Origin of the sequence: Pseudanabaena sp. PCC 7367, from assembly GCF_000317065.1 — a bacterium.
Classification (GTDB): Bacteria; Cyanobacteriota; Cyanobacteriia; order Pseudanabaenales; family Pseudanabaenaceae; genus Thalassoporum; species Thalassoporum mexicanum.
Window position 1 is genome coordinate 1,470,093 of sequence record NC_019701.1, and the last position, 25,366, is coordinate 1,495,458.

Annotated in this window: 15 protein-coding genes; 7 read left to right on the top strand and 8 right to left on the bottom strand. The window is 46.7% G+C overall.

The window, feature by feature from the left end; all coding sequences use genetic code 11:
- Window positions 1-1,518 carry a FecR family protein gene (locus PSE7367_RS05715; protein ID WP_015164427.1) on the bottom strand — a complete coding sequence of 506 codons (1,518 nt, stop codon included), beginning with the start codon at window positions 1,516-1,518 and terminating at the stop codon, window positions 1-3.
- Between the two features lie 1,075 nt (window positions 1,519-2,593).
- Here PSE7367_RS05715 and PSE7367_RS05720 point away from each other — a divergent pair.
- The gene (locus tag PSE7367_RS05720) at window positions 2,594-3,634 is read left to right on the top strand and encodes a class I fructose-bisphosphate aldolase (RefSeq protein ID WP_015164428.1); all 1,041 of its coding nucleotides are present in this window, start codon (window positions 2,594-2,596) and stop codon (window positions 3,632-3,634) included.
- Window positions 3,635-3,893: 259 nt separating this feature from the next.
- Window positions 3,894-4,091, top strand: coding sequence for an NblD family protein (locus tag PSE7367_RS05725; protein ID WP_015164429.1), 198 nt, complete (start codon window positions 3,894-3,896; stop codon window positions 4,089-4,091).
- A gap of 317 nt (window positions 4,092-4,408) precedes the next feature.
- Here the strand turns inward: PSE7367_RS05725 and PSE7367_RS05730 are convergent, their stop codons facing one another.
- The 6 genes from PSE7367_RS05730 to PSE7367_RS05755 all read right to left on the bottom strand — a co-directional run bounded on the left by PSE7367_RS05730 (window position 4,409) and on the right by PSE7367_RS05755 (window position 16,010).
- Entirely contained in the window at window positions 4,409-9,748 is a 5,340-nt protein-coding gene (locus tag PSE7367_RS05730; RefSeq protein WP_015164430.1) for a hybrid sensor histidine kinase/response regulator, read from the bottom strand.
- A gap of 242 nt (window positions 9,749-9,990) precedes the next feature.
- A complete protein-coding gene (locus tag PSE7367_RS05735; protein ID WP_015164431.1) occupies window positions 9,991-12,495 on the bottom strand; it encodes a methyl-accepting chemotaxis protein in 2,505 nt (834 codons plus the stop codon).
- 63 nt (window positions 12,496-12,558) lie between these two features.
- The gene (locus PSE7367_RS05740) at window positions 12,559-13,089 is read right to left on the bottom strand and encodes a chemotaxis protein CheW (RefSeq protein ID WP_015164432.1); all 531 of its coding nucleotides are present in this window, start codon (window positions 13,087-13,089) and stop codon (window positions 12,559-12,561) included.
- Window positions 13,090-13,684: 595 nt separating this feature from the next.
- Window positions 13,685-14,053 carry a response regulator transcription factor gene (locus PSE7367_RS05745; protein ID WP_015164433.1) on the bottom strand — a complete coding sequence of 123 codons (369 nt, stop codon included), beginning with the start codon at window positions 14,051-14,053 and terminating at the stop codon, window positions 13,685-13,687.
- 373 nt (window positions 14,054-14,426) lie between these two features.
- Window positions 14,427-14,795, bottom strand: coding sequence for a response regulator transcription factor (locus PSE7367_RS05750; protein WP_015164434.1), 369 nt, complete (start codon window positions 14,793-14,795; stop codon window positions 14,427-14,429).
- Window positions 14,796-14,849: 54 nt separating this feature from the next.
- Window positions 14,850-16,010, bottom strand: coding sequence for a response regulator (locus PSE7367_RS05755; RefSeq protein ID WP_015164435.1), 1,161 nt, complete (start codon window positions 16,008-16,010; stop codon window positions 14,850-14,852).
- 662 nt (window positions 16,011-16,672) lie between these two features.
- On the opposite strand from PSE7367_RS05755, the gene PSE7367_RS05765 reads away from it, so the two are divergent.
- The gene (locus PSE7367_RS05765) at window positions 16,673-17,398 is read left to right on the top strand and encodes a ribonuclease HII (RefSeq protein ID WP_015164436.1); all 726 of its coding nucleotides are present in this window, start codon (window positions 16,673-16,675) and stop codon (window positions 17,396-17,398) included.
- Window positions 17,399-17,694: 296 nt separating this feature from the next.
- Here PSE7367_RS05765 and trxA read toward each other — a convergent pair whose 3' ends face one another.
- Complete coding sequence (trxA, locus tag PSE7367_RS05770) at window positions 17,695-18,012, bottom strand: thioredoxin (RefSeq protein ID WP_015164437.1); 318 nt, start codon at window positions 18,010-18,012, stop codon at window positions 17,695-17,697.
- Between the two features lie 700 nt (window positions 18,013-18,712).
- Between trxA and PSE7367_RS05775 the strand changes: the two genes are divergently transcribed.
- The 4 genes from PSE7367_RS05775 (at window position 18,713) to PSE7367_RS05790 (ending at window position 25,350) form a co-directional block, all read left to right on the top strand.
- Window positions 18,713-20,773 (top strand): CHASE2 domain-containing protein, encoded by a 2,061-nt coding sequence (locus tag PSE7367_RS05775; protein WP_225882687.1) that lies wholly within the window; start codon window positions 18,713-18,715, stop codon window positions 20,771-20,773.
- Window positions 20,774-21,148: 375 nt separating this feature from the next.
- A complete protein-coding gene (locus PSE7367_RS05780; protein ID WP_015164439.1) occupies window positions 21,149-21,661 on the top strand; it encodes a hypothetical protein in 513 nt (170 codons plus the stop codon).
- 109 nt (window positions 21,662-21,770) lie between these two features.
- A complete protein-coding gene (locus tag PSE7367_RS05785; RefSeq protein WP_015164440.1) occupies window positions 21,771-23,147 on the top strand; it encodes a tetratricopeptide repeat protein in 1,377 nt (458 codons plus the stop codon).
- A 136-nt stretch (window positions 23,148-23,283) separates the two neighbouring features.
- Window positions 23,284-25,350, top strand: coding sequence for an ABC1 kinase family protein (locus PSE7367_RS05790; RefSeq protein ID WP_015164441.1), 2,067 nt, complete (start codon window positions 23,284-23,286; stop codon window positions 25,348-25,350).
- Window positions 25,351-25,366 lie beyond the last annotated feature (16 nt).

Consider the following 25,366-nt stretch of genomic DNA (forward strand, 5'->3'; position numbering starts at 1 on the left):
TTAGCGATCCTTGTAGTTCAAAATTTGTTGCGTTACCTCATAGGCGGAGCGATCGTCAGCCCGAATTGCCACCGGCTCCATCCGCTCATAGGGCAGGGCATTGATCGTCCGCAACAGGCTCGGCGAGAAAACCGGCATAGTTTCAGCAATCAGCGGGAAAGCACCGATCGATAGACTGTTGGGGTAATGGGTATCGTGGTACTGCGATCCCCGCGTGGGGCTAGGTAAATTGCCGGGATCATACAAACGCATATTAATATCCTGGGCAGCCACCACATCCAAGAATGTAACTGAGGTATCCAGATAATCGCCACTACGCGGATAATTGAGCGAGGTTAAATAATCGTAAATTGTTACACCACTGTCGATCGCCCCACGTTGATCGGCATCAATGCCATAGACAGTGCGAACAGTGCCACTGGGCTGCCTATCTTCGGGTAGCACAATACTAACGGCAGCATATTCCCGCAATAGATCAAATTCACTGTAGCCAATCAGTTTGGGATCATCTTCATCGGCGGTAAACAGCCTGACCGCAATCCGATCGTCTGGGTTGAGGCCGCGAATAAACCCGGCTCTAGTATTGATGGGATAGAGATAGTCACCCACATAGCGTTCTTCACGGAAGCCATTACCCCGGCGAGACTTGAGCGAAACCCTGGCAATCACAAAATCCTGGGTCGGCTGATCCTGGCGGATCGACAAACTAAAGTGACCACGATGCGGCCTGAGTGGTACTCCTTTGAAGGGGAAAACCCTGTCGGGATAAAGATCCTGGTGAATTCGTCTAATTTCTCTGACATCTTCCAGCTCATCTAAATAATCGACAACTAGATCACCACTGAAAACATCTTCGTATTCTTCGTGAGAAATCTGACGCACCAGCCCATCTCCTTGTCTGGGGTCGAAGATATAAGCTTCGCCACCCCTAACGGCGATCGCTTCCTCATTGGAATTTTCCGGCGTGACATCTATTCTGCCTTCCCAAACTCTGAATGCTTCCCGACCGCTATCATCTATAGTCACTGTGTAGGTGGTGCCACGCACAGCACTGGTTACCCGCGATGTACAGGCTGGGGCTGGCCCTTCTACTAACATTTCACCTCGCTGAAGCTGTGCGCCACAACTGCCGATCGTCAGGGAAGAGTTGCGCCCCAACCGAGCAACAGCCCGATTATTGAATCTTAATTGGGCACGGGATGACCTGGTGCTGACCTGTTGGCGTTCTCGCGCCACATCGTTAACCCTGGCACGACGATTTTGAATGAACACCTGATTGCCCTCCAGGATTTCAATGATCCTGGCTCTGGTGACCCTGGTGTTGGTGGTTTGGGCTTTGACTGGGTTGGCACTTAGCATTACTTGACCACTCAGGGCAGTTAATATACCAACTAAAAAATAGAGTGGTAGCGAATTTGAACGCTTAGCAGCTTGATTGGGCTGATTAACTGTGCGTGATCTAGACGATCTTGGCGATCGCTGTTGCCCCAGATGGTTACTGAGAAAACTAAAAGGCATAACTATCAATCCCCGTATGATTTATGTAATTGAGTAATTGATGCAGACTAGCCAGCCCCGATTCAATCGCTTTACAACTGAAATCTAGAGTCAGCTTGAATTTTAAAGGGAAGCTTGAACTATTTAATTGTGATAAAAATTGTGATCAAGATTTAGTGGGGAAATACTTGGTTCAGTTGATCTGATGATCTGATTCGTTAAACTTTTGGCATAGAGTGGCAAAGACTGACTAAAGCTGACTAAGATTGTGGTTTTCGGGTTGTGATTTTTAGGTCACAAGCTTAAACGCTCAGGCAAACTCTATTTCCTGCTGCAAGCGATCGCCATCGCTCAACTTCATCGTCTTGGCTACTAGCTTGCCCTCATAATTTCAGCTAGAGGCCAGAAGCTTAATTAAACCAAACAGATCTAAATAGCTACCTGCTGAGGGCTGCAACAACTTAGACCAAAACCGATTGACGATCGCTCTTGCCCTAATGCATGGGCGCTCATGTTGATAGCCAACCATGAAACGTGCGATCGGTATTGAAATTATGAAAGTGAGTTAATGGCAAGTTGCTCGAATAGCTCAGTTGCTACTGCATTTGCCACAGCCAGTCTAAATAAAATCCCTATGCCCGCTAGCCCAATGAGGCAATCTCAACCTGGCCAAGTAACCGTAGCTAATTACTCTAATTACCTGGGGTTTCCCAATCCCCAAGCGAGCAATTAACTATTGAACTCGATGAGCTCGATCGCCAAATAGCAAATATCCAAACTCTCTAGTTGCACAGTCTCAGCAAAACTGAGGCTAGAAAGTCTAAATCAGTCTAATTCTAACGAAATTTAGCGATTGAACCTTGCATGTTTATGCCGAAATATTTGGCTGGCTATTTCCCCGAACCGAAAATTTAAATGATCAAACGTGTAACTATAGCGAGCTGAGCAAACTAATTTTGTTTATTTTTTGTTAAAGTGGCAACTTTAATATTTAATTTATAAGTAGCCTGTCGTTGCGATAGGATGTCAATGGTGTCCATTGGTTCCAACTAATTAAATCTAGATCAAGAAAAAAGTATTGGAGGTACGAATAAGTATGAGTGCTTACTCTCAAGAACTCAAAGCAACTGCCAAGGCTATGGTAGCCCCAGGAAAGGGTATCTTGGCAATGGATGAAAGCAACGGCACATGCAACAAAAGATTTGCGGCGCTAGGTATTGACCAAACTGAAGATCGCAGACGCGCATACAGAGAACTAATTCTCGATACTCCTAACCTGTCTGATTATGTCAGCGGTGCGATTCTTTATGATGAAACGATCCGTCAATCCAGCTCTGCTGGCAAGCCCCTCACCCAGGTAATGAAGGATAGAGGCATTATCATCGGCATCAAGGTTGATACTGGTGCGAAAGATCATCCCCTCTGCCCAGGTGAAAAGGTAACCGAAGGTTTGGATGGTTTGCGCGAGCGGATCGCTGAGTATTATCAAATGGGTGCTCGGTTTGCCAAGTGGCGTGCTGTAATCACGATCGGCGATGGTATCCCCAGCCGTACTTGCATCGAGACCAATGCCCATGGGTTGGCTCGTTATGCTGCCCTCTGCCAGGAAGGCGGTTTGGTGCCGATCGTAGAACCTGAAGTGTTGATCGATGGTACTCATTCGATCGAGCGCTGCTATGAAGTAACCACCGAGACCCTCAAGACTGTGTTCAATCAGCTCTACATCCAGAAAGTAGTAATGGATGAGATGATCCTCAAACCCAGCATGGTTATTTCTGCTAAGGGTGCTGCGACCCAAGCAACCCCTGAGCAAGTAGCTGCTATGACTGTGGATGTGCTGCGTAACTGTGTTCCGGCAACTGTAGCTGGAGTTGCGTTCCTATCTGGTGGTCAAACCCCTGAGCAGTCTGCCCAACACCTCAACATCATGAACTCCACCCACAAGGATCTCTTGCCTTGGCGGGTTACCTTCTCCTATGCTCGCGCCATTCAACAGCCTGCCCTGGATTATTGGAAGGGTAGTGATAGCAATGTGGCTGAAGCTCAAAAGCTATTGCGTCACAGAGCTGCTTGCAACAGTGCCGCCAGCAAGGGTGAATATACACCTGAGATGGAAAAGCAAGCTGTTACGGCCTAGCGTTTAGTAAGTAAGTGCATCAGGCGGGCTTTAAATCTAAAAGTCTAAATGCCTTCTGTACTACTTACAAATTAGCCAAATCTCTTCATTTGCCCTGTAGCGATCGCTATGGGGTAAATTTTTGATGTAATTGCAACAATTAGCAACAACCAAGTATTTTTACCTATCAATCTATCTATGGGTTATTGTTTGCCTAACCGTGGTTTGCTAGCCTACACCAGAGTTAATTGATATATGAGCTAATCTGTCCCAAGAAACTATGGAAAACGCCCAAAAGTGCCCGGTTTGTGGTGTCTCGATCGTCAATGACAAAGTTTTCTTTTCCAGCGGTAGCACTGGCACTTTAGCACGCCTCCAGGCTAGAGTTTGTCAGTTTGCAAAACAACCTGGTTGTATCAATACCGACGAGGACAAGATTGGCGAAGTAACTGCAGTGGATGGTTATCTCAAACCTTAAGATTATTAAGATTAATACCTGTCAAATCAAGATTTAAAGTGTTTGTGCTATCTGAGCTTCTGAGCTGGTTAAAAACAAGATCTGGAACCGGCATAGCGATCGCTTGGGTATATGTAGTTCTGATTGGCCCAGCCTTCCATAACAATCTTCCACAGTATTAGTTCGCTAGAGCCTGATCGCTAATTTAGCAGTCAGATTTTCATACAATCGCCAATAACCATAAGTTAGGATTTAGATTCAAATCCTATAGCTTGATCACGATCCCAATCCATTAATTAAATTAAATTAATAGCAATGCTTACCAAGATCTGAATTATTTATTTAGCGCTGGCCAGGGCTTCACCCTTTAGCAATTTCTGGGAAGCACTGAGCAACTCTTCTTCTAGATAGGGCTTGGTGAAGTAACCCTTGGCTCCCAATTGGACAGCGGTTTGACGGTGGCGATCGGCACCCCGAGAGGTCAGCATTGCCACCGGGATCTTGTTGAGATTGGCATCCTTTTGAATTCGGGAAAGGAAATCCAAGCCATCCATTCTGGGCATCTCAATGTCGCAGAAAATCAGATCGCAAGGCAGGCCAGCACGTAGCTTTTCCCAGGCATCCTGACCATCTCTAGCTTGCTCCACCCGGTAGCCAACCTTGGTAAAGGTGAGAGATAGTAGCTCGCGCACCGTAATCGAGTCGTCCACAATAAGTACAGTGGGTTCGGTTTTTTCCGATTGCTCTGGCTTGATTTCGATCGTTTGCATTTCGCGGCGGGGCTTGAGGCGACCACTGGCAATATCGAACAGCTCTAGCACATTGGCGATCGACATGACTCGGCCATCCCCCAACACGGTTGCCCCGGCAACACCCGCTGGCTTGGGAATTGGCCCTTCGAGTTGTTTGATTACAATCTCGCTTTCGCCCAGGAATTGATCGACCTGCAAGGCGAGATAATTACCCTCATTACGCAGAATAATAATTGAAATTACATCATCGTCTTGCTTGCCATAAATATTACTACGGCTGATGTGGCGGGTGTAGCTGAGTAGATTAGCCAAGGGCTGGAAGGGCAGAATCGTATCACGCCAGGGCAAACAGGGCTGACCTTTGCTATTGTTCTGAATTTGGCTCTGGGGAATTTCAATCATATCTTCAAAGCCATCGACCGGGAAGGCAATCCTGGTGCGATCGCTAATGCAGAACATCGCTTTGGAAATGCTCAATGTTAGGGGCAGGCGAATCGTAAAGGTAGTGCCCTTGCCCACGATCGATTCAGTGTAAACAGAACCACGAATTTCATCCAGGCTACTCTTGACCACATCCATACCCACACCCCGACCTCGGAACTCATCGGCCTGGGAGGCGGTACTAAAACCAGCCTCAAATAGCAAATCATATACCTCATCATCGCTGAGGCGAGTAATCTCCGAGTTCGATCGCATCCCTTTTTTGACCGCCGCCTTTTTCACCTTGCCCACATCAATACCAGCCCCATCATCACTGACAGAGATGACAGTTTGATTACCCTGGTGATAGGCTCTGACGGTGATTTTACCCTTCACTGACTTACCGGATGATTGGCGGGTGGCCGGGTCTTCAAGGCCGTGGTCGATCGCATTGTTAACCAGGTGGTTCATTGGATCAAACAAATGTTCCAGGATCGCCTTATCAATTAAGGTCTCGCGGCCAATAATTTCAATTTCAGCCTGTTTACCAGTTTTAATGGAGCGATCTCTAACCCCACGGGGCAAGCGATCGGCAATTTGGGCAAAGGGCACCATGCGCGATTGCTTGAGATCGTCTTGGATCTGGGTAGTAATCGTGCCTAGCTGGCGAGAGACCTGCTCAGTCTCATCTACCACATATTCAATATCTGAGGCCGACTCACGCACCCGGACGATCAGCTCGATAATTTCCTGGGACAAGCTGTAGAACGGACTGCTAAAGCGATCCATTTCTAGGGCATCAAAGTCTTGGCCACCCGTATTAATGCCATCAATATTGGCTTGCTGAATGCTGAAAAGGCGATCCCGCGAACTTTGGAGCTGGTTACGACTGGCCAGGAGGGAGGTTTCGAGCAACGATCGATCGTAGAGATCGCGCATCCGCTGCGCCACATCACTGAGCTGTTGCACCTGATGAAGCAAATTACTAATAAACTGCTGCAATCTCTCCTGGTCAGCTTCGAGCAGGTTTCGATTGACCACCAGTTCCCCAACCAGGTTATTTAAACTGTCAAGATATTTGACATCAACCCGCATGGTTTTATCCATGATCCTGGATGGGCGGGTACTGGGTGAAAATTTCTTTTTGGCTCGTTGGGTACTTGGGGCAGCCTCAGGACCATAGGTATCGATCAACAGCGCTTCGAGATCACCAAAGTCATCCTCGATCGGTTTGGCAGATTGGTTGCCATTGGCAGGAGCATCGGTAGCAGATTCGGCACCACCACCAATTAGCGCTTCCAGCTCATCAAAGCTAGAACCGGACGAGGCAGCATTGCTACTATCGCTGGGCTCAGAAAAATCAGCAGAGGCCACATCACCTAGCATTGCCTCTAATTCATCAAAGGCATCGCCTGAACTAGCTGAAGAACTATTTGGGCTAGCTGACGGAGTTGATTCGCTGGCAAACCCAAAGTTTAGATCCTGGGCTTCGAGATCGAGGGCAGCGATCGTAGCTTCGGGGTCAAATTCGTCATCTACTTCTGATTGGTCTACTTCTGATTGGTCTTCTGATTGATTACTCAACTCCGCCGAATTGCCATCTCCCGCAAAGAAATCAACCAAATTATCGATCGTACTATCGGGGGAAGGCAATTGAGTTCCAAATCCTTGTACCTGAGTGACATCCCCATTTGAAGTATCGTCAGCAGCTAAACCATCAGCAGGCTGTTCGGATGCTGCCAAATCATCTAGATTATCACCAGCAAATGCCGCGATCTGGGTCTCAATGTCATCATCTTCATTCCCCTGCTCATCCTGATTATCCTGTTCAGTCAATGTAGATAGCTCAGCCAACTCTGCTTCACTCGCCGCTGAGCTTACCTGTTGCGCTGGTTCAGGCTGTTCAGCTTGATCAAAGAAATCAGCCAGATCGCCTAAATCGCTTTCTGCTACGGCCAACTGCTCTGCATCAATCTTATTGGTGTTAGTGTTAGTTGCCTCATCATCACTGACATCACTGACATCACTGATATCACTGATATCACTGGAATTTTCTGAGACAGGCACTTCCTCTGTGATTAACTGATCGATGTCATTTAGAGCATCTTGCTCTTGCTCACCTTGATCCGCATCAGCAAAAAAGTTGGCTAACCCTAGATCTTCATCTCCAGTTGGCTCGATCGCTGCTAGCTCCAAATCATCGGGTGAAGCGGTTGAAGTTAGCTCAGCATCTTCCGCCTCTGACTGTTGCTCGATTTCATCTGTGTTATTTGCTTCATTATTTGCTTCTGTGTCAGCGACATCCTGGGTAACATGATCAGCAACTAGCTCTGCTTCTCCATCCGCAGCAAACGGATCGAGTTCATTGTCATCAATATCAAAGCCTAAATCTTCTAAAGCCACTTGATCTTCATTAGCTTTAGCAGTTTCAGTGTCTTGAGCGGCAACTAATTCTGGATCATCCCCTACCGATATACCTGGTGCGTCTGATTTTGGCTCTGATTCTGGTACATCTGCATCTGATGTCAACAAATCCAGATCACCTTCTACCTTGAACGGATCATCATTGCCGTCGGCAACATTTTGATCGATTTGAGCGGTTTGAGCGATCGCAGCCTGATCAGTAATGCTCTCGCCATCGGTTAATTCTAATTCCAGATCACGATCTAGATCACTGGTTGAGGCACCGATCGGTTCGGGTGATTCTGCACCGGTAACATCAGCTAGATCTGATTGGTCAAAAAGCTCGGCTAAGGCCTCTTCAGACTGCTCGGCAGTTTGCTCTAATCCTGCCAGATCGCTTAAATCATCTAAATCAGTAGCTTCAGTAGCTATTGATTCTGGTTGCTCTGGTTCTGGCTGATCGGGTTGAGCTTCATCGCTCGAGTCGATCGAATCAATTAAATCAGTTAAATCATCATCTATTGTACTGGAATCACTCTCAGGAGTGGCTGGCGTAGCTGGATCTAAATCTGGATCTGGATCTAGATCTAGCCCCAATTCAGCGACAAGATCATCACTGCTGTATTCCGGCTCATTATCACCAAACAGCTCGGCGATCGCTGCATCGCTGCTACCATTATTTTCACTGGTATTTTCACTGGTGTGCTCACTGGAGTCAGCATTGCTCGATTGGCCATCGCTATCATCACTGAATAGATCGGCAAAATCTTCCTGCTCATGCAATGCCTGTGATGAAGCATCTGCAAATAGATTTTGATTAGCACTAATATCAGCCCAGGCTGATTCAATATCAACTTCTTCGTTTTCAAATAGGCTGGCCAAACTGCTCAGCTCATTGGCTCCAACTTCAGGGCCATCAAGTGATAGCAAGTCTTCTTCTGGATTTAAGGCATCTAAATCATCACTGCCTCCGTCAGCTTCATCTGCCTTCGGTGGCTCGGTTGCAGCCAGAGCTGCCTCGATCGTTAGCTCCCCATCATCGGCGAACAAATCAGCAACAGCAGCAGCAGAGCCGGCTTCGTCTGACTGGTTTGAGCTATTGGCAGCGGCTTCGGCTTCCTCGGAGGTAATTTGGGCAAATACTTCTGAGATATCATCGGCTTGCTCTTGCGCATCAGCAGTACCAGCGGTATCTATCGCATCATCTGAGATATCGGCAATATCAGCTGCTATGGCGATCGCTGGTTCGTCCTCTACCTCTACCGCTTCAGGCAATAGCTCCTGCAATCTGGCCGTCACACTAATTTCCGCTTCACGTTGCGCCAATACTAGATCTTGCCCCTGCTTTAATTCTTTGATTACAACGGGAGCCAAGACCCGATAGCCATTATCAGGATTAGCGATCGCCTGCTTGGTGGCAGCCAACAAATTACACCAATTAGTAAAACTATATCGATCGCCCACCTCTATTAACTGATCGCAGGTCGTTAATAATTGGGAGCGACCCGCCGGCTCGTCTTCATGCTTGAAGCAACGCAACATATCACGCAGATAGCCGGTCACGGGCTCTTTGAACGCAGTCGTAAAGTCTGGTTCTGGTTCTGCTTCAGGCTCTGGTTCTGCAGCCGCTGCCGTCGCCTGATCTGCACTCATCGCCACGGGGACACCACCCGACTCGATCACCAGCTCATTGAGATAGTCGGTTAGCTGCCGGAAAATTGGTTCGACTTCAGCCAGCGCCGCTTCTGAGCGGTTATCAGAGATGCGTAGATTGATTTCTAGATCCTCTAATAGTTCCTGGAGGCGATCGAAGCCAGCCAGCAGTAGGCTTTTCAACTTTTCATCAACTTGAATCGCAGCATTATCACGCAGCACTTTGAAATAATCTTCCAGGCGATGGGAAATGTGCTGCACACTACCCACACCCAGCATGGCTGCCCCACCCTTAATCGAATGAGCGGCACGGAAGACTTCGTTCACCATCTCCGCATCGTTCAAAGTCTCTTGCAGGTTCAGTACCCCTTGCTCGATCGTATGCAAGTGATCCTTTGCTTCTTCTATGAAGTAACCAAGTATTCTTTGCTGCTGTTGTTCTGGATTCATGGTGGGATCTTCTCGAATGAAACAATCTCCAAAAACTGACCAACCGGGTGTAATTAGGTGTAATTAGGTGTAATTATTTTAGTGAATAATTAATAAATGTGATTAACTTGGTTAGCTATTTACCCACTAATCATGGTTGGTTCACTGGATTAGATACACTTCTTAGATACATTGGATATAGAGCTTTGAGCATAGCTTAAGCTTAACCCATAGGGCAGCGAGACGCTCAAGCCGATCGGCTCTTAGGCGCGCCCAGCCCCGGACTTATCTGATTCAACTCGGAAACGTTCCACCGATTCTTGCAAGCCACGGGCAACCCCCACCAGATTTTGGAGTGAGGCCGACACCCGTTGTGATTCTTGCGATGTTTCTTGGGCGGTCAACTCAACCGATTGCATAACCTGTGCCACAGTACGGGACGTTTCGGTTTGCCGGATCGTATCTTCCGTAATCGATCGCACCAGTTCGTCAATCCGCTGCGATACCTGAATAATATCATTTAGCGACTGTCTGGCCTGTTCAGCCCGTTTGGTACCATCGATTACCTGCTGCGTACCCAAGTCCATTGCTTGCTGCACCGTACCAGTCTCACTCTGGATTTGCAACACAATTTGTTCAATTTCCTTGGATGCTTTGGCGGCACGATCGGCTAGCTGCCGCACCTCATCAGCCACGATCGCAAAGCCCCGTCCGGCATCTCCTGCCCTGGCCGCCTCAATACTAGCATTAAGCGCCAGCAAGTTGGTACGGGAGGCAATCTGGGAAATCAAACCCACAATCTTAGAAATTTCCTGCGATGATTCACCCAGCCGTTTCACCTTACGGGTAGTTTCTGCCACTGTTTCTCGAATGTCCAGAATCCCAGCCATCGTCAGTTCCACTGCCTCGCCGCCTTTAAGGGCAGTTTGCGAAGCCAGTTGAGCTACATCCTCAGCTTCACGGGCGCTATCTGCCACCCGCTGAATCGATTCGGTCATCATTTGCACCGAGTTTAGAGTCACACTCAGTTCTTCTGCTTGTCTGAGCGCATCAGACGACAAACTACGGGCAAAACTTTCATTTTCTTTGGCCGCCTCACTCACCTGCTTGGCAGCGGTTTTCACCTGTTGCACAATCTCGCGCAGGTTTTGAATGGTGAGATTAAACGAGTCAGCTACGGCTCCTAGTACATCAGCGGTCACCTCGGCCTGCACGGTCAAGTCACCTCGCGCCGCACCTTCTACATCATCCAGGAGGCGGATCACCTGGCGTTGGAGGTCTTCCTTGGCTTGTTCTTGCTCTTCTGCTTTGCGCTGTGCTTCGGTGGTGCTGGCAATGATCGTTTGAATCATTTGGTTAAACGTCGAAGACAGCTTGCCAAATTCATCATCGGCATAAACCGCAGCCCTGGGATTCATCTCCCCATGCATCACCGACTCAAACTGGGCTTGCAAGTTATCGCTCGATCGCTTCACCTGACGGGTAGTCCGCGAGCCTGCAAACAAGGCCATTCCCGCTCCACCAAGAAAGGCCGCCCCTGCCATGGCAACTCCGCCAAGTTGAATACTTTGCTTGGCTTCCTTCTCAACAGGGATGCGTGCCACTGAAATGTTAAACACAAAAGCTGCAGCGATCGCTGCCACACCACCGGAAACAATTGCTGTAATCACATTTTTCTGGGGCAGTGACATGTTATCGAAGAACGAAAGCATGCCCTGATCGCTTGCTTCTATGCTGCTGCTGGAGGATTCACTCACCGATGGCTTAGAAGTACCCAGCGGTGCACCACTACTAAGCCCAAACAACTCAGCTTCTGAATCTGGCAACGATTGGCCAAACCCACCACTCGGATCGCCCTGCCCCATCAATGGCTCCGCCCCCAGGGAGCCAGACATGCCAAAGTCAACCGCTGAGGCTGAGGTATTAAAACCACTGGACTCACCACCAGTCACCATTTGGGTCGCATCAGATTCATCGAATGAGCCAGGGAAGGTTGCGGCTAGATCGCCAATTTCGTCAAAGTCATCAAATTCATCAATAAATTCATCACCGCCAATGCCTGTGCCTGGATCAAACATCTCAGCGGCGTTATTACCAGCCATCTGTGTGTCAGCGGCATAGTCAAAGTTTTCCATATCATCGGCGATATTGATGTCATCAAAGTTGAAATCATCACCATCACCAAGTTGGTCAAATTCAGCTACATCATTAAAGTCGCTGGGGGGCGAGGCATTGTCTGGCGGAGCCATGCCACCCGCTTGTAGGTTAGTGCCCCGATTGGCCTGGAGGTTGGTGGCCACCTGGGGCATTTGCTGGGCATTATCGAAGGCAAACGTATCATCAAAGTCCATGCCGCTGAAGTTGAAGTCATCGCCAGGTGTGGCAAATGGACTGCTGTACTCCTCGTCTGGTTGGGACTGGTCTTCGCTGGCTAAGTTATATTCGTTGTTGTCGTCACCATAATCAGCATTTACTTCGCCTGTTGCCGATTGATTGAGCCGCTCGCTGGCTGTGGACATACAAATGCTAGCGTTTTCAACTAGCTGCGTATCTTCAGTTAGATTCAGCACAGCTTGATACTCTGCGATCGCATCTTGATATTGTTCCAACACCAGATTGACATGGCCATGCAGCAATCGATAGGTGGGCTCATCTGGACATGCGCCGACTAGCTGCTGTGACAGATCCATGGCACGCTCATAGTCACCTTGCATATATGCTAGTGAGGCTCGATCGTAGTCCTTCTGTTGTTGAGTGCTAGATGCCATTTGTTTCTCCTAATCCATAATCTGCTGCCGCGGTTTAGTCCGTGCAAACTACTACTTAACTAGCTAAGATGCCCAACGCGCCGATCGTGATATGTTTACATGATCTAAAAGTCTCAATGACATCTCGTCTGGCTCGATCAGCCACTCACCTTTCAAAAAAGGAGCCATACTGTCAGGACTATTTCTGGAAACTTTTAATTTATCAGGATCTAGCCAGGCCATTACACCAATCTTTTCAATTGCCAGCCCCAATAGTAGCCCCTGGTCTTCGATCGCAATAATAGAAACTTCTGAGCGATCGGTATTGACTGGTGCTGATTCACCTAAAAACTGACCGAGATCGCCAACCCAAACCACCCTGCCTCTTATATTAATAGTACCCAATATTAGCGGGGAAACATTGGGCATTGGATTTATGCGATCGGGTGGATATTCGATCACCTCTTTGATCCCCGTTGCTGGCAGGGCAAATTCCAGCCCTGAGGCCGTAAAGAACCGTAAGTGCAACTCACCCTCAGGTGCACCAATTTCCTCTTGGAACTCAGGGTCTTGGCCTGGGCTATTCCCAAGTAAAAAGTCTGGATTTCCGACCATGGCTTAAAACAAACTCATAAATCATGTAAAAATTCGGGAAAATCAGTTTAATCGCTCTAGAAATCAGTAAGACAGATAGTACAGCTAGTTAAGTCGTTGCAGTAATTGAAGATAGCAGAAAAGTCAAAATAAAAACTATTTAAATACACCAGTTACTAATTATTACTAATTATTACTAATTAATTACTAATTATTTGATTGCTTAGGCTGCTTTTGTACTTTCCTTTCATCTAAATCATCTATATTTATCTATGAAACATGGCTAGATGTTAACGAACAGATGGTAAATAATCAACTCTAATTAGTTTTTGGCTGCAATTACTGCAGTTAATTAGCTGTTTGGCCAGATTTAAGTAAATTAGCGAGGTTATTAATCCAGGTTATTAATCTGAATGATTAACTAATCCGATCGCCAAACCTAAACCAGATAAAATGCGTCCCCCTTCTTTGCCACCGTGATATTTACTTGATTTACTAAACCTTTTTGTTTACTAAAGTCTTTAGCCTACTTGGTTTGTCAATCACCTAATTCAATATTCAATTAATTCAACTAAGCCAATCGCTTAAAGCGAATTAACTTACCCGTTATTTATTGCTATTGATTGCGCAAGAGTTGCTTTACCGTTCCGACCAGTTCTTGGGGTTGAAATGGCTTGGCAATATAAGCATCAGCGCCTTGGCGCATCCCCCAATAGCGATCGAATTCTTCACCCTTGGAAGAACACATCACCACAGGCACCAGTTGGGTTTCAGGATCTTGTTTGAGTCTGCGGCATACCTCATAACCATTCATGCGTGGCATCACAATATCGAGCACCACCAGATCTGGTCGATCGTTGGCTACTTGCGATAATGCTTCAACTCCATCCCCAGCACTGACCACCCTTAAACCGCTATCGCGGAGTAGGTTGGTGATCATTTGCCGCTGCGTAATACTATCTTCAACTACCAGAACCATATTCATTCCAGTTTCCTTAAGCCTTGTTCATTGTGGCAATTAAGCCTGACTGCAAACGATCGGAATTTTTAACCACCCTGAACTACTAACATATAACTAACATATGGAAGTCAGCAGGATTGATTTAGCAACTTTAATCGATCGACCCTTGCGATTAAGCTAAGCCTTAAGCGGCTAATTTAACCAATTAAATCATCGATTTAGAGACTTAATCACAGCTAACTACTTAACTATATATAATCTCACACCTGCCCCTATAGCTTATATGAATTAGCCCAGCTTATACCCTTGCCAAATTGCCTATTTAACCCCATTTTTTGCAAACTAGAACCCCGACAGGCGATCAACAGGCCTATCTGCAACAAAAATTAACAATAATCTAGGTTTTGCGCAGGAGTTGTTTGACCGTGCCCACCAGCTCTTGGGGTTGAAATGGCTTAGCAATATATGCATCAGCACCTTGGCGCATCCCCCAATAGCGATCGAATTCTTCGCCCTTAGTCGAGCACATTACCACCGGCACTTCCTGGGTCTTGGGATCAGTTTTGAGGCGGCGGCATAACTCATAGCCATTCATGCGCGGCATCACAATATCGAGCACTACCAAGTCAGGGCAGCTCCCCGATATTTGCTCTAGGGCTTCAACCCCATCGATCGCTGCACTCACACTTAAACCGCTATCTCTAAGTAAAGCCGTTATCATTTCCCGTTGCGGGGGGCTATCCTCAACAACCAAAACTTTATTCATAGCAAATCCCTTTAGAACCTCAGCAAGCTGCTCACTACAATTACGATCTAACTCCTAGCTACTGCTAATTCCTAGTATGTCCAGGTTGCTCCCATCATTTTCGTGGTAGGACTCAAAAGCAGCGATCCCCTCTGAATTGATATGGCTATTGGCCAAATATTTTTCCACCATCATCAATAACTCCTTCTCACCAAAGGGCTTAGTTAAATACTCAGTTGCACCAACCATGCGCGCCTTTACTCGATCGATAAAGCCATCCTTGCCTGTTAGCATAATAATCGGCTTTCGGGCAAAGTAGCTAGACTTTCTAAACATGCCGCATAATTCGTAGCCATCTAAATCGGGCATAGCAATGTCGCAAAGGATTAAATCTGGTTTGAGCTGAAATACTAAGCTAAGCGCCTTAATCGGGTTGGAGATCGCCGTTACCTGGTAGCCATTGTTATGAAGAATATACTCTACCGCCCGGCAAATTGTGACACTATCATCGATACAAATTATCCGCAATGCTTCATGTCTGGGTTTGGTAGTTACTGGCAAAGCGAGAGGAGCCATTGCTACCGCCCCACTTAAGATCCCTGTATACATATTTTTGGCGATCGCAAAGATACTCTGGTTACCATAACGCGCCAGTTGGCGGAGCGAGGTCTTGCCATTCACCCATTGATTCAGTTTGGGCAAGGCACCATCAATGGCGATCGCTGGGCATTGATCGGGCGATTGGATGTAGGGATAGAACCGATACCAAGCCTGTAGCTCGATCGTAATTTGCTTGAGCAGGGGTGAAAGCTTGATGGTGGTGAGCTGTGGCGCTAAGGAAGCACCGAGTTCAAACACAAAATTACCCTCATGTAAGCTGAGAATATCAAAGAGCACCTCAACAATCATGGCTCGGATAATTGCTTTGGCCTGCTTGGGGGAAAGCACCTGAGACTCTAGTAAAGCCCAAATCTGGCCATATTCAATCACATTGATGCCCAATTTGGCCGTTAAAACCTGTTCCAGGGCGCTGTCGAGATTAAGTCCATGCAGGTAATCACGCAGGCGATTTAAGTTACTGGTTGGGTCGGTTGCATAGGTGATTTCGCCATTCACAAAAAACACAAACCACGATCGCCCCGTGTTGGATTCGATCAATAATTCACCAGTACGCTGCCCCAGCTCAATTAGCCTGAGAATACTGGTCACATCTATTTCCTTCAGCGTCCCCTGCATATTAAGTGGTCTTGCTTGCCCCTTAAGCTCTGGTAGTTTTGACTGTCGTTAACTTAAAATATCTCAATATCTGAAATATTAATTATCTCAACATCTCAATTATTGGCGATCGAGACTTAACTTTCTTGGCGATCTTAGTAGTAGGTATTGTTCCAGCCTACTTAAATGCGATCAATCCCAATAAATTAGTTACATCATAGTTAACTGTGTATGTAGTGTAAGATCTTTGGCGGTAATTTAGGGCTTTTAGCTAACATTTTATTGTTTGATCTGGTTGGATTTAACCCAGTGATGCGATCGCGGTGAATTATTTGTCAGGTTTTAGCTCCTTGTCTAAGCTATGTTAAATATGTCTCAAACCTAAACATATTATTAGATATTAGCCATCGTAATCCCGGTTAATTCTACCTGGCTGATTCCCAATAGCCCAAACCTGCCTATGTAGTGATATTTAGCTATTAAGAGCAAGAATAACTCAAAATCCCTTAAATAGAAATCTGTACTTCTAAGTAATTCTAAATTACGCCACAAAATAGCAATAGTCCTGGCTGTTAATTCATTATGCCCGTATTTAAATACAAACAACCCAACTCGGCAATGGTATAGGTTATTTAGATTAATTTGTCTCAGCAGTTTTTGATGTATCTGATTTCAGGTTGATTTTGAACAAGCCAAATTTTGAACCGTTCTGGCAATTTGAGTGCGATCGCCATCCTGTTGCCGGTGTAGACGAGGTGGGTCGGGGTGCTTTATTTGGTGCAGTGGTGGCGGCGGCGGTGATTTTACCAGTTGAGCCTGTCGATCGCCTTGCGCTTGCTGAGCATAATCATACTGGCTGTTATGGGCAGTTAGTATCGGCGGGAGTCAGGGACAGTAAGCAACTTAGCGCTACCCAACGCGATGAATTGGATTCTTTAATTCGTTCTGTAGCGATCGATTGCCAGATTGGCACTGCCTCGGTGGCGGAAATTGCCGAGCTAAATATTTTGAATGCTAGTTTGCTGGCAATGGAACGGGCGATCGCCCAACTGCAACCCCGGCCAAACCATTGTTTGATTGATGGCAATCGGCAAATTAAATTTAAAATCATTGCCCCAATTGACCAAACCACAGTGGTGAAGGGAGATCAAAAGTCCCTCTCGATCGCCGCAGCCAGCATTATTGCCAAGGTGTGGCGCGATCGCTATGTGATTGATCTGGCAGAGAAATATCCTGACTATGACTTAGTGAATAACAAAGGCTATGCCACCGCCAAGCACCGCCAGGCAATCAAAGAACTTGGTTTTAGCGATCTACATCGCCGTAGTTTTAAGCTCCAGGAGTTGGCAGGTAATGAAAATCTTAGTTCTCAACTGCCTGACCAACAATTAGATTTACTTAATAACTGAAACTGAACAAGGCTAGCTAAATGAATTAAAAGCGAGCATTAAACGAACATTATCTGAGCATTAACGGAGCAATAGGATTTTTAGGCGATTCCCAACCATAAAAAGCTCAAGGATCTAAAGGTTATGCCCCTAGATCCCAGCAAAAATAAATATGCTTGTGAACTTACAATGCCAAGACTAAGGCAACTTTATGCGCCGATCGCTCATCACTCACAATCGATCGCAGCATTGCCACATAAACTACTTCAGCCGTTAGATTATTAAACTATTAGACTGTTTAAAACACTAAAAAAGCCCTAAATATGTGGCTGCAAACGCTCATATAGCTGATCGGCAGTAACAGCACCCTCAAAGCGATCGACCGGCTTACCATCCTTGAAAATCATCATCGTGGGCAGGCCATGAATGCCATATTGCGAGGCCAGCCCTTGGTAAATATCCGTATTGATCTTTACTATTTGCGCCTTATCTTTGACTTGGGGGCTGACCTGTTCTAGAACCCTGGCCATAATCTGACAAGGGCCACACCAGGGAGCATAGAAGTCAACTAAAATTGGCAACTCCGAACTTTTCAAAAGATCTTCAAAGCTATCAAACTGCTTCTTTACGGCCATATTTCATTACCTCCAATTGTGGATATATGATTAAGTTAGCGATCTCACATAGCTGCTTTGAGATCTATGGGCAGCCTAATTAATGATCAAGCTAGCCCACTCAATTGAGATTAATTTAGGTCATTGAAACTACGGGATGCTGATTTAGACTCTACTAAAACCGAATTAGAACCAAATAACCACAAATAGCTAGGATTACATCAATTCTTTTCAATCTATCTACTAGTGTACTTAGTTTTGCTTGGGCTTTGCTTGGGTTTTGCTTGGGCTTTGTTTAACAAAATCAGGCTGATCTAACTTGTTTAAGTTAACTTGTTTGAGTAATGCTAACCGTAACTAAAAAAGGAGCATTATCGCCCGATCGAAAGCATTTTTTTAGATCTAAGTAGTTTGCAATATCCAACTCTGCCCCAGAAATCACCCATAGAATGATTAAAACCCTGATTCATAATTGAGCTGTAAACAAAATTAATAGAGCAAGAGTTGAGTTAAATCACCCGATCGCTGGCAAATTCCACTAAATCCAGCCACATTGCGTAAATAGATCCAGATAATTCGATCGAGAATATGTATTAACTACCAATGTGTTTTTATGTGCCGCTAGGCGCTCTTGGCACGACATATCATGCAAAAAGTGGGCAACTAACAAACTAAGCGATCGAATATTTAATCATTTAATACCGATTAATTAAGACAAAGCTTGAGCACCGCGAGGCAAAATCTGGGGATGGACAAACAACCAAGACAATGGCAAAAACTCTGGCGTTGGTTCCTCAAACCAGAAGGAATCGGCTATCTGCTAGTGAGCTTTTGGGCGATCGGTGGTGGTCTGGCAACAGCCTATTTACCCGTGGCCAGGTTGATGGAAAAGCAAACCCAATCTACTTTTTTTAGCTGGCGCGGCGCGATCGAACCACCGGCAGAAATTGTAATTCTGGCGATCGATGAACAATCATTGTCCCAGGGTGAGTTTTATGATCCAGAGCAAAGAGCATTTTTAGAACCACTCCAATCCTGGCCCTGGCAACGTGCCGCCTATGCCCAGGTAATCGAGCAACTGATGGCAGCAGGCGCAAAGGTGGTGGCGATCGATATTTTGCTGGATACTCCCAGTATCTATGGGTTTGAGGATGATGATAGGTTACAGGCCACTTTAGACAATTATGGCGATCGGGTGGTGTTGGCCGCTTCCCTCGATTTCACCGACACCCAGGAAGCCTTGATTATGCAATTGCTCACCCCCGAAGAGACCTACTTCTTGGACTACAGCAGCATTGGCATGGTGAATTTTGATAAGGAAATCAATCAAAAAATCCATCGCCTGGGGGATGGCTATGATCTGCCGATCTTTGTGGATGAATCGGCTGAGAGTGAAGATTTAGCTAATAGCCCTGACAGTGTGCGCATTCTCTCATTTGCGGAAGCGACCCTCAGCCAGGCTGGGATCGACTATGTTCCTCCTAGCGCGAATAACTACATTTATTTCTTTGGCCCTGGTAATACATGGTTCGAGGCGGGTCAACAGGTGCCGTTTTTCTATGTGATCGATCCGCAAAATTGGCAAAACGACATTATCCGCAATGGCGAGTTTTTCCGCGACAAAATTGTGTTAATTGGGGCTACGGCCAGTTCCCTGCAAGATATTCAATTCTCAGCCTATGGGGATATGCCAGGGGTAGAAGTGCATGCCAATGCGATCGCTACGCTGATGAGCAATCGAGCAATCGCCGAAGTGGTGCCCAATCGCTTCCAGAAAGGGATCGCGGTTCTATTTCTATTGATGCTGGTGGGGATTGGCCTGAGCCAACTCAAACGCCCAGTAATTCAATTTTTGGTGGCCCTGGCGATCGCACTTGCCTGGGGAATATTTGGCTTTACCAGCCTGGTCTATGGCAACTTGATCATTGCTACGGCAATGCCTGTTACAGCCATTACATTAATTGGCCTATCGTTGATGGCAACTGGGGCGATCGCTTCGCAGCTAGAGCGATTGCAACTGCGGCGTACCCTCTCGCGGTATATGGCCGAGCCGATCGTGCAGGAGATTATGAACCAGCCGGACGACTATCGGGCGCTGCTGATCGGTCGCAGTCAAACTGCGGTAGTGTTTTTTACAGATATTCGTGGCTTTACTACCCTGCTGAGCAAGTTACCCGCCCGCGATATCGTGCAACAACTCAATCAATACCTGGAAGTCATGGTAGACATTATTCTCGAAAACCAGGGCACGGTAGATAAGTTCATCGGTGATGCGATCATGGCGGAATTTGGTTCCCCAGTCAGTCAGGGCGAAAAAACAGATGTGATGAACTCGCTCAAGGCAGCTCTGGAAATGCGATCGGCCCTGGCAAACTTGCGCCAGGAATGGAAAGACAATGGCAAGTTACCTTTTTTCAATGGCATTGGCATCAACTGGGGTGAGGTGGTGGTGGGTGATATTGGTTCGCCTCGCCGCAAGGAATACGCAGTAATTGGTGACACAGTGAATGTGGCCAGCAGAGTTGAGGGGCTAACCAAAGAGCTGGGGACTGATATTTTAATCACTGACTCCGTCTATGAACTGGTCAAGGATGAGATCGAAGTAGTAGACATGGGCGATCACCTGCTGCGGGGTCGGGCTGGCTCGATCAAGCTCTATGGTTTGGTCAGCCTGAAAGGTGAAGATGATCAACTCTTCAAGCAGGTACAACAAGAACTCAAACGCCATTTGAGTGTATTAAGTTTGCTCAGAAGCGGCAAATTCAGAACTCCATACAAATGATCATGATCACTTTATCGATTGCTCAGGATCACTGTATGAATCATAACTTTTGGGAATAATTTAAGATAGAACTGTAGTAAAAAGCTCATCAGGTATTTCTAGGGTGCGAAATTTTATTGTGACAGCCTTCTAGCCCTAAATTCAGGTCATTTAGACAGGCCTTTTGAGTTGAATCTACAAAGTTCAATGTTGCTTAGAGCAAGTTTGACCAATTACACCCAAATGAAAAGCACTACAAGTATTGCTAGTTAAACATTTGGGCATTCCATAAGATCCGGTATGGGCTTCACTAAATCATGTTTGGTGAAAGCAGCAGATTGTTAATTGTTAACAAAATCAACAAAATTAACAAAATTAGCAAAAGGATAAAACCATATGGCATTACTTGTTGTTGACGGCGACGCATTCGGCCCCAGACAGGATTTCTACAACCACCGAGATTTCCCTAGATTTGGGTTTACCGCAGCCGATGAACTGATCTTCAATGGCTTTGAACGCAGCGATTGGGTAGCAGGTGGGACTGCGAACGATCGCCTTGATGGTAACAATGGTACTGAGACAGACCAAATCGATCAACTTACCGGTTGGCTTGGTGCAGATACTTTTGTATTGAATAATTACTATGGCTTGCAGAATAATGAAGGTTTTGCAATCATTTGGGATTTCAATCCCTTTGAAGGCGATACAATTGCGGTGTTTGGTAACCCAGAGGATTATTTCTTTGTGCAAGACAGTAACACCTGGCTGGATAATGCACCACTAGGAAGCTTCTTTCCTGCCAGTGCTCCCAATACAATTATTGCCCGCAGGGATGATGTTTTTGGGGCAGTAATGATTGCGGCCGTTTCTAACATATCCCTGGATGCAGGTGATCTGACCTTCCTTTGATCAATTGATCAATCGATCAATGCTTGCTATTAGAGTTTAGTTGAAAACGGAAATAGCAAATCGAACTGGTTACCGTAACATACGCAATAATAATTTTGTGTACTATTAGGTGGCCAGTTTGCGTCGTAAATCTAAACCTAAAATTTTTAACCCCAAGAGAAAAGACACCGCCAGGGGATTTGCCGATCGCTCCGCCTCTGGTTCTAAGCTACGATCGCAGCCAACAATTAAACAGTCTGGGCATCCCGATACAGAATCGATCAAACCAATTCAACGCATCAGCCTGTGCATGATTGTCAAAAACGAAGCGGAGCGATTGGAGCAATGCCTTGCTAGTGTGCAAGGTTTAGTAGATGAAATTGTCTTAGTAGACACTGGCTCCACCGACGAGACGATCGAGATCGCCAAGGGCTTCAGCGCCAAGATCTTTCATTACGATTGGCATGATCATTTTGCCGCCGCCCGCAACTATTCGCTTCAGCAAGCCCAGGGGGATTGGATTTTGGTGCTGGATGCCGATGAGGTAATTAATCCAGAGGCGATCGCCGCAATTACCAACCAGATCCGCCAACAGATTAAAGCAAAAAATTGTCTGGCAATTAATCTGGTACGCCTGGAAGTAGGAGCAAACCAAACCCCCTATTCACTGGTTTCGCGGTTGTTTCGCCGCCATCAGGAGATCAGCTTCAAAGGCATCTACCATGAATTGATCGATGATAGTGTCAATGAAATTTTGCAACGGGAACCAGGCTGGCAGATCGCCACGATCGAGCATCCCATTGCGATCTACCACTACGGTTACCAGGTTGAGCAAATCGATCGTAAACGCAAACACCAGTTCGCCCAAAGGTTAATGCAAAAACACCTGGCCACCTATCCCCATGACAGCTATATGTATAGCAAATTGGGAGCCCTGCTAGTGGAAAATGGCGATCTAGAGGCTGGCTTAACTACCTTAAAAACTGGTTTGAGCAAGGCTGATGAGCATCATGCACCACCCCAGATCTGGTTTGAATTGTATTTCCATCTGGCGATCGTCCACAGCGAACAAACCAACTTGCCAGGGGCGATCGATTATTACCAACAGGCAATTAGTCAATCGGTGCCAAATTTGGTGAAACTACCTGCCTACAACAATCTGGGTAATTTGTTTCAACAGCAAGAGCAATTTGAGCTAGCCCATAGCCAATATGAACAGGTAACCCAAATTGCCCCTAATTTTGCCAAGGGCTTTTATAATCTTGGTATTGCGCTGCGGCATCTGCGTCAGTTAGATCGGGCGGTGGCTGCCTATCAACAGGCGATCGCCATTGAGCCCAGATATGCCCAAGCGCACCAGAATCTAGGCGTGGCTTTGCTCAAAATTGGCCAACCTGCTGAGGCGATTGAGTCATTACAACGGGCGATCGAGCTGCACTATGAGCAAGGTAATGGGGCGATCGCTAGGGAGCTAGAAACTACCCTCAAGCAAATGGGACTAGTTTAAGCCTATTCCTAGTCGCCGTAGCCCAATTGGCATACCTAAAAGAGTCGATCACCACGTCTGCCTTTGGATACAAGTGATCGCGGCTCGAAAATTGTTAAAATACTATTGAGATTATGGGAACAATTAGGAAAGCTCTATGGCCGATAAATCCAAACTCAACGGTTCAGAAATTGCATTAGATCGTTACGATGCTGAGGTGATCGGCCAGTTCTATCGCCGTAGACCATTGCAAGTATGGGCGCGTTGTTTTGCCATTTTCAGCTCCCTCGCGTTCTTCTTCTTAAGCCTGTGGACAGATAAAAAACTGGGGCAAGCCGATCGTAATGCTAAAAAACGGGCGATCCAACTAAGAAAACTATTAACCCGTCTTGGCCCTGCCTTCATCAAAATTGGACAAGCCCTCTCCACCCGTCCCGACATTGTGCCGCCTTTATATATGGACGAGTTGTCGCAGCTTCAGGATCAACTCCCCGCCTTTGATAATAAAACCGCCTTTCGTTTCATTCGGGAAGAATTGGGCGCAGATCCCACCGAGGTGTACGCGGAGATTACTGCCGACCCGATCGCGGCTGCTTCCTTGGGGCAGGTTTATAAGGCAAGGCTCAAAACTGGCGAAGTAGTGGCGGTGAAAGTGCAACGCCCTGATATTAAAGATGGGATCGCCCTGGATATGTATATCCTGCGTGGTTTGGCGATCTGGGGTAAGAAAAATATTAAAGCGATCCGCAGCGATCTTAGGGCAATTCTGGATGAGTTTGCCAGTCGCATTTTCGAGGAAATGGACTATGTGCTGGAAGGCCAGAACGCCGAGAAATTCGAGCATCTCTATGGCGATCTCAATGGCATCTATGTACCCAAAATCTACTGGCCATACACCGCCAAGCGGGTATTAACAATGGAGTGGATCGATGGCCTCAAGCTCACTGACATTGAAAAAATTAAACAGCGCGGGTTTGATGGTCGTAAGATCGTTGAAGTCGGTGTGCAATGCTCTTTGCGGCAATTGCTAGATCATGGTTTCTTCCATGCCGACCCGCACCCTGGCAACTTGTTAGTTAAGAATGATGGCAAGCTGGCCTACCTGGATTTTGGCATGATGAGTCAGGTAGAGGCCGATCGCCGCTTTGGCCTGATTGAAGCGATCGTGCATTTGGTCAATCGTGATTTTGATGCCCTTTCTAAGGATTATGTGCGGTTGGGTTTTTTGGACGAAGATACCAACCTGCAGCCAATCATTCCCGCCCTGCGTAATGTATTTAATGAGGCATTGGGCGCAAGCGTTGCCGACCTGAACTTTAAAAATATTACCGATCAGCTCTCGCAAATTATGTACGACTACCCATTCCGGGTGCCGGCCTACTATGCACTGATCATTCGATCGCTGGTCACCCTGGAAGGGATCGCCCTGGGCGTTGATCCAAACTTTAAGGTGCTGGCCGTAGCCTACCCCTATGTGGCCAACCGCCTGCTGAGCGATCCGAATCCCGAATTGCGTGATGCGCTCAAGGGGGTTCTGTTCCGGGAAGGTTCTTTCCGTTGGAATCGCCTCGAAAACCTACTGCGTAACGCGGGCGATAACCAGGATTATGACTTCCAGGAAACGATCGGCCAGGTGACTGATTTTGTCCTGTCGCCAGAAGGTGAGTTTATCCGCGATCGGATCGCCGATGAAATTGCGATCGGGATCGAAGAAGCGGCGGCTAAGCGATTGCCAATCCCTGGCTTTGATGATGCCAACGCCAATCAAAATGGTCAGGGGACAGAACCAAAGGAAGAGGATATGCCATTGATCGGCACTGCGACCGTTTCGCGCTGGGAGCATATCACCAACATCTGGTCAATTTTGCAAAATAATGGCCGGATTGAACCCACTGAAGTATTACCAATGGCGGGCAAGATTCTATTACGCCCTGAAACTCGCCAATTAGGCCAACGCGTGGTTAATCAGTTGGCGCAGCGAGCTTTGGCTAGATTCATTCGTGAATTGGCACTCAAAGATGAGGCGGAGATTGTCGATCTCAGTAATGTCGATCGGCAAACCCTGGACGCGATCGCTGAGCAGGCGCAGCAGTCAAACCCTAAGATCGCCACCAATGGCAACGGTGGTGTTAAAAACCTTTCATCGCCCCAACTGATTAATCAAAAAACTCCTAGTGCCGTGGGATCGCCAATCAGCAGGCAGCTTAATGGACGCACTTGGTAGTTCTTGGTAGTTACGA